Source organism: Novosphingobium indicum, from assembly GCF_014645195.1.
Taxonomy (GTDB): Bacteria; Pseudomonadota; Alphaproteobacteria; order Sphingomonadales; family Sphingomonadaceae; genus Novosphingobium; species Novosphingobium indicum.
In genome coordinates, this window is the sequence record NZ_BMLK01000059.1 from 1 (window position 1) to 5,898 (window position 5,898).

Below are 5,898 nucleotides of genomic sequence, written 5' to 3' on the forward strand. Positions count from 1 at the left end.
GTGACCGGCCATGACGGTACGCGCAGCGCCACCCGGCCGGAGCGCTGATTGCGCAGGCGAACAACATCTGTCGTTCCGCCCCACAGATCGAGCAGGCGGGCATGGCTCGTCGCACGGCGTTTGAGGTGGAGCTCGATACGCTGCAAGCGCGTTTCCGCACCGTGAACCGGGTCCCGGCGCAGCAAGCGGTCGTCCAGAGTCACGATTCTTTCGGCAAGAATGGTCTCGACGCCCAGATCCAGCGTGCCCGCCTCGCGAGCTGCATCCACGCGCGTCTGGATGAGCCCGAGATATTCCTCGAAGATCGCATTCTGGGTGGCGATCCTCAGCGCGAGGATACGATTGAGCCAGCGCTGGATCGGCGGCAGACGTTCAAGCAGGGTGCCATCGTCTTCGTTGATCAGCCAGAGGCCAGTCAGTCCCGTGAACTCGGTCAGCCCTATACTGGCAAGCTTACCGGCATGAAGAAGGTGATACCACTGTGTCAGCGCTTCCCGGGCGTAATCACTTTCCAAATTGTCAGCCGGGTCGAAGAGATTTTGCCCGCCGGTCTGGCGCTGGCCGCGCGTCAGCGCGCCAAGGCTGTCGAGCCGTCGGGCAATGGTGCTGATGAAGCGCCGCTCGCCCTTGCAGTCGGTGGTGACGGGTCGGAACACCGGCGCGCTCGCCTGATTGGTGCGGTGCGTACGCCCCAGCCCCTGGATTGCCGCCGCAGCGCGCCAGCCTGGTTCGAGCAGGAAGTGAATGCGGCGGCTTGGGGCACTGCCGCTCGCCCGCTCGGCATGATAGCTGCGCCCGGTTCCGCCGGCATCGGAAAACACCAGTATGCGCTTGCGACCAGCCTGGAAGTGGTCCGCATCGGTAATGCCGGCTCTCGCGGAACGCCGCTCGAGCTTCTGGCGTCCCGTATCGTCCACTACGATGCGGCGCGAGCGGCCGGTGACTTCGGCAACCATATCGGTCCCGAAATGAGCGATCAGCGCATCAAGTGCGGTTTGAACCGGCGGCATGGCGCACATCTGTTCGATGAGTTCGTCGCGTGCTGTGATCGCTTCCTGGCAATGGGCGGGATTTCCCTCGTCATCGATCATGGGTTCGGAACGCAGTTCGCCATTATCGGTCCGGAAGGTGCGCATCTGGCGCGTTGGAAATCCATGCCGGATGTACTCGACGAGCGTGTCGAGCGGCGACAGGTTGAAATCCATGGCAGCGCGTTCGGCATCGGTGAGACCGGCCAGGCGCCGCTCCAGAACGGCTTGCCCGGTTGTCACGAGCTGGACGACAGCGGCATGCCCTTTACCGAGTTCGGCTTCGATGGCCTTGATGAGCGTCGGCATCTTGAGCGCGACAAGAAGCGCGGAAAATAGTCGCTGTTTCGAGGCCTCGAAGGTACTGAGCGCCGAGCCGCGCGCCTGCGCATTGAGGATCTCGCCGCTCATCCGGTCGACAACCGCGCAGGCCTTGAGGGCCTCCTGCAGATGGAGATGCACGACCTGGAACGCATCGGCGAAGGTATCGTAGATGGCGATCTGGTCCGCCGTCAGCTGGTGCTCGAGCGCCTCGTATTCGACGCCGGCAAAACTCAGTGCCCTCGCAGTGTAGAGCCCCATCGCCTTCAAATCGCGCGCCACGATTTCAAGAGCGGCCATGCCGCCTTCTTCCATCGCCGTCATGAACGCATTGCGATCGGCAAAGGCGCTTCCAGGTCCCCACAGACCGAGCCGGGCCGCATAGCAAAGATTGGCAGGATCGGTGGCACCTGTCGCCGAGAGATAGAGAATACGAGCGCGCGGCAGCGCGTTTTGCAGCCGCACACCGGCGAGGCCCTGCCCGGAGCCCTTGGCGCTGCCATACTGGCTATCCGTTCCAGCGGCATTGGCCAGGGCATGAGCCTCGTCGAGAACGATGATGCCGTCAAAGTCCTCTCCCAGCCAGTCCAGGAGCTGGTGGAGACGCGAGGCCGTATCGTGGCGTTCGGACCGCAGAGTGGAATAGGTGGCAAAGAGGATCCCCGCCGGCAGGGTAATCGGCGAACCCAGGGGAAAGATGGAGAGGTTCTGGACATCGGCAGGCAGGCCGCCAAGCGCGCTCCAGTCACGCCTGGCCTCCAGTTCCAGCGCCGAACTCTTGCTGAAGATGACCGCCCTGCGTCGCCCCTGGCACCATTGGTCCATGATGCACCCGGCGGCTTCACGGCCCTTGCCGACGCCGGTGCCATCTCCGACGAAGAAGCCGCTGCGATAGACCGCGCCGCTTTCGTCTTCGATCAACCGGTCGCCGGCATCATTCGTGACAAAGCGGCCCGGCAAATCGCGTTCAAAGGCCTCTCCTGCCTGAATGACCGCTTCGAGTTGGGCATCGGAGAGCGCGGCGACGGCCCGCGCCTGCAGCATAGGATGGTAGCTGGGCACCGGCGGCAGGACTGAAGCCATGGCGATAGATTCCACGAGCTGATCGGGGTGCGCGGCAGCGCATGGAATTTCGATGCGGGAAAGACGCCAGGGCACATAGATACCGACGGGATCGCCCGCCGGCAGCGGTGTCCCGCGCACGGTGTATTCGAGCGGTTTCGCCGCATCGTCGATGCGCGGATCCCGCCGGGGTGTGGTGCGGCGCGGCGATGCGAGCCCCGAGAACAAGGGTGATGCGGCAGGCCGCGCAGCGGCACGCACTGGCGGTTGCGGCAGGGACGCCGCAGGTGGCGGTGTCGGCGGGGGATCGAACCGCGGCGGCAGTGCCAGAATGACTGACAAGGCCTCTTCCAGCGAATGGACGGTGTGGCGCTCCACCGGCCCCGCCCAGCCCTTGTCGTAAACCAGCAAACGCACCGCGATGCTGGTACCGTGTTTGGCGAAAGGGCTTCCCAGGATCGTCAGTTCCGCGCGTGGCGGCGCGACCTCGGCCACTGCGGTGTAGCCCGTCGAAGCGCTGCCATCGCAGGCAAAACCGGGCGGCATGATCGCCACGCAGCGCCCGCCATGGCAGAGCCGCAGAAGTGCCGAACGCAGATGGCGCGCGCCTGCGTGCCGATCGGCGCCGCGCCCCTCGCTGCGGCTGAATGGCGGGTTGATCAGGATCACGTTAGGGACAACGCCAGCGGGCAGTTTGTCGTGGATGAACTCGGCATCATGCGTGGTAACCTCACGGTCCAACGCCCTGCCCAGCAATGCAGCGCGGCCGGGATCGCGTTCGTTGAGCAGCAGCCGCGCACCGGCCCGTGCCGCATGGACCGCGAGCATGCCGGTGCCCGCCGAAGGTTCGAGCACGCGGTCGGACGGCAGAATCCTTGCGGCCTGGGCAGCGAGCCAGGCCAGCGCGAGCGGAGTGCTGAATTGCTGAAGATCGATCTGTGTTTCGGACCGGGAGGTCTGTGTCGGCAGGCCCTTCTGCAATGCGAGAAGCGCGGCGAACGCAGCGTGGGGATCGTCACCCGTCTGCGGCCCCCAGTCCTTGCGACAAAGCAGCAGGACTTGCGCGGTCTCGAGTGCATCATAGGCATCGCGCATCGACCAGGCGCCATCGGCGTCCGATGCGCCAAACGTCTCGGCCATCAGCTGCGAGAGGTTTCGGCGGGAGACGGGATGAGACCGTGACAGCCGGTCGGCCACGGCCCTGGCAACCACAAGCAGCTTGTCGGCCTTGGTGGTACCGGCAGCGCCATTGGCCCCGGCGAGATTGAGAAGCGGCAGGTTCATCGGGGGTGATCCTTGAATACATCAGGCGGCTCTTCCGCCGCCTCGCCCATCCCTCCTTTCCCCCTCCGTCCGTGTAGGCGGAGCGCAAGGAGACGGGGCCACGGCATGATTGCCGCAGCCCCGTGAGGAGGGTTCAGTAGTCTTCAGGCTGCCGCGGCGATCGGATCGCTGTCATCCTCGGCAGCCGGGTTCGGTTCTGTTTCCATGTCGCGACCGGTTTCAATCTCCGGCTCGGTGATCACCACATCGGTGTCGCTGTCATCCGCCGCCAGAGCGGTGTCGTCCGCAGCATCGAGTGGCGCAAAACGCATGGCGTCGGGCAGCCAGGCCAAAGCCCGCTCCTTGATGTCGGACTCGACCAGAATGTCGCCGGCAAACAGCTTCTCGGCCGAGGCGGCAAGGTCGTGCTTCTTCGAGGCCCCGTAACGCTGGCGAAGGTCGCCGCCGCCAACGTCGTCAAACAGATCAAGGATCGCCGGCTTGGTGATGCGGTCGAAGTAGTTGCGAGCCGTGGGCCGCCACCAGGCCGCGACGTCGATATCCAGCTTCGTGCCCAGATGGTCGATGAAGGCACTCCCCGTTGCACAGGCTGGTACGGCGTCGATCGTGCGCGCAACCGCCCACCCCAGCCAAGCCGCGATGGCCTCCTCGGGAAGCGCGCAGAAGGCATCGTAGCGCAAACGGACATCGTCGTGATCGCACCAGCTGCGATCGAGGGAACCCTCGATGCGTGCCCATTCCTCGGCGGCTTGCGTGCCGCTCTCGAAGTTGGAAACGCGAGGGTTTGGCACCCGGGCGCGCAGGTCGCTAGCGAGTTCCATGCTACCGTAGAGCCGGGTTGCCGCATCAGCCATGATGAAGGTTCCGAGATCGAGCGCGAAACGCGGATCGCTCGCGACATGAACCGCCAGCATTTCCGTCTTCATCATGGCGAGTTCGTCGATGAGACGCTGGCTGTGCGCGGGTTTGGATGCGACCTCGGCCGGATCGTCCTCACCATCCTCGTCTTCGCCGCCGTGGGCCTCGATATCCTCGTCGTCGCCCGCCGGTTCTTCGACAGGTGCGACGTAAAGCTGCTCGTGAACCCTGGGCTGGCCATCGCGGCCGATCACCACATAGGCGAGCGAGGACGCCTTCTGCTCTTCGGTGAGGATGGGGACTCGATTGTGGATCGCTTCGTATTCCGCCTCGAGTTCCTGGACGCGGGCTTCATCGTCGGCGGTGTAACCCTCGCCGTCCTCGTCGTCGGCCGTCTCTTCGATCGCATCGATCTCGGACTGGATCGCCTCGCAGCGCGCTTCCTGCTCATCGGTGAGCGGCGGCAGTTCGCCCTCGACATGCCGCAGGGCATAGGTCTCGGTGTAGGGTATGTGCGAAGCGGGAACCGCACGGATCTGGGCGTAGCCTTCACGTGTCCGGATGGCTTCAGCGGCGGCGGTAAGCTTTTCTTCTGCGAGGTGATCGAGGATATCGCCGTCGATCCACATCTCGCTTTCCTCGTCGGAAAAGAGATCGGAATCGATCCGGCCGCCCGATGCCACATAGGCTTCGCGGCCCACCAGCAGCGCCTTGGGATCACTGCCGCGATAGCCGCCGCAGGCAAGCTGACGGCGGATTTCGCTGAGGTTGCTGCGGTAGTAACCCTGCCCCAGTTGCTCGAACACCGAGGCCTGGCGCGCGGTATCCGACGTGCTGGCGTAGGCCATGGCGACATCGAGCGTGATCTCGCCTTCGCGCAGGGCCTCGAAGACCGGTTCGGCGAGATTGGCAAGGCGCAAACGGCCAAGCACGAAGCGCTCGGTGAGCCCGAAGCGTTTGGCGATATCCGCGGGCGTCTTCTTCTCAGTCTCGATGATATCCTGGAAAGCACGGCAGGCATCGGCCGGTGACATCGTCAGCTTGAAGAAGTTTTCCGAGAGGCTGATTTCGATGGCGTCATTTGCTTCGGCGACGACCATAACCGGCAGCTCGGTATCGGCAGGGAGGTCCCCTTTCTCGATGGCCCGGTGAACGGCATCGAGACGGCGGCCACCGGCAGTGATCCGATAATGACCCTTCTTGCGCGTGACCGGCAAGCCGATGAGGTTCTGGATCACGCCGCGCGCGACAATGCTGGCCTCGAGCTGGGCATCGGCCTCGGAATCGCTCGTCTTGCGCACATTGCTCGGGGACTTGGTCAGCTTGGCAGCCGGGACGAAGATGA

At 64.5% G+C, this 5,898-nt stretch carries 2 protein-coding genes; both read right to left on the reverse strand.

All coding sequences use genetic code 11. The features are described 5' to 3' along the window. Positions 1–3,695, reverse strand: a 3,695-nt coding sequence (locus IEX64_RS23745; RefSeq protein ID WP_188823894.1) for a strawberry notch-like NTP hydrolase domain-containing protein, incomplete at its 3' end; no start/stop codon positions are given. A gap of 143 nt (positions 3,696–3,838) precedes the next feature. Beyond that, positions 3,839–5,896 carry a ParB/RepB/Spo0J family partition protein gene (locus IEX64_RS23750; protein WP_188823896.1) on the reverse strand — a complete coding sequence of 686 codons (2,058 nt, stop codon included), beginning with the start codon at positions 5,894–5,896 and terminating at the stop codon, positions 3,839–3,841. Positions 5,897–5,898: the final 2 nt, after the last annotated feature.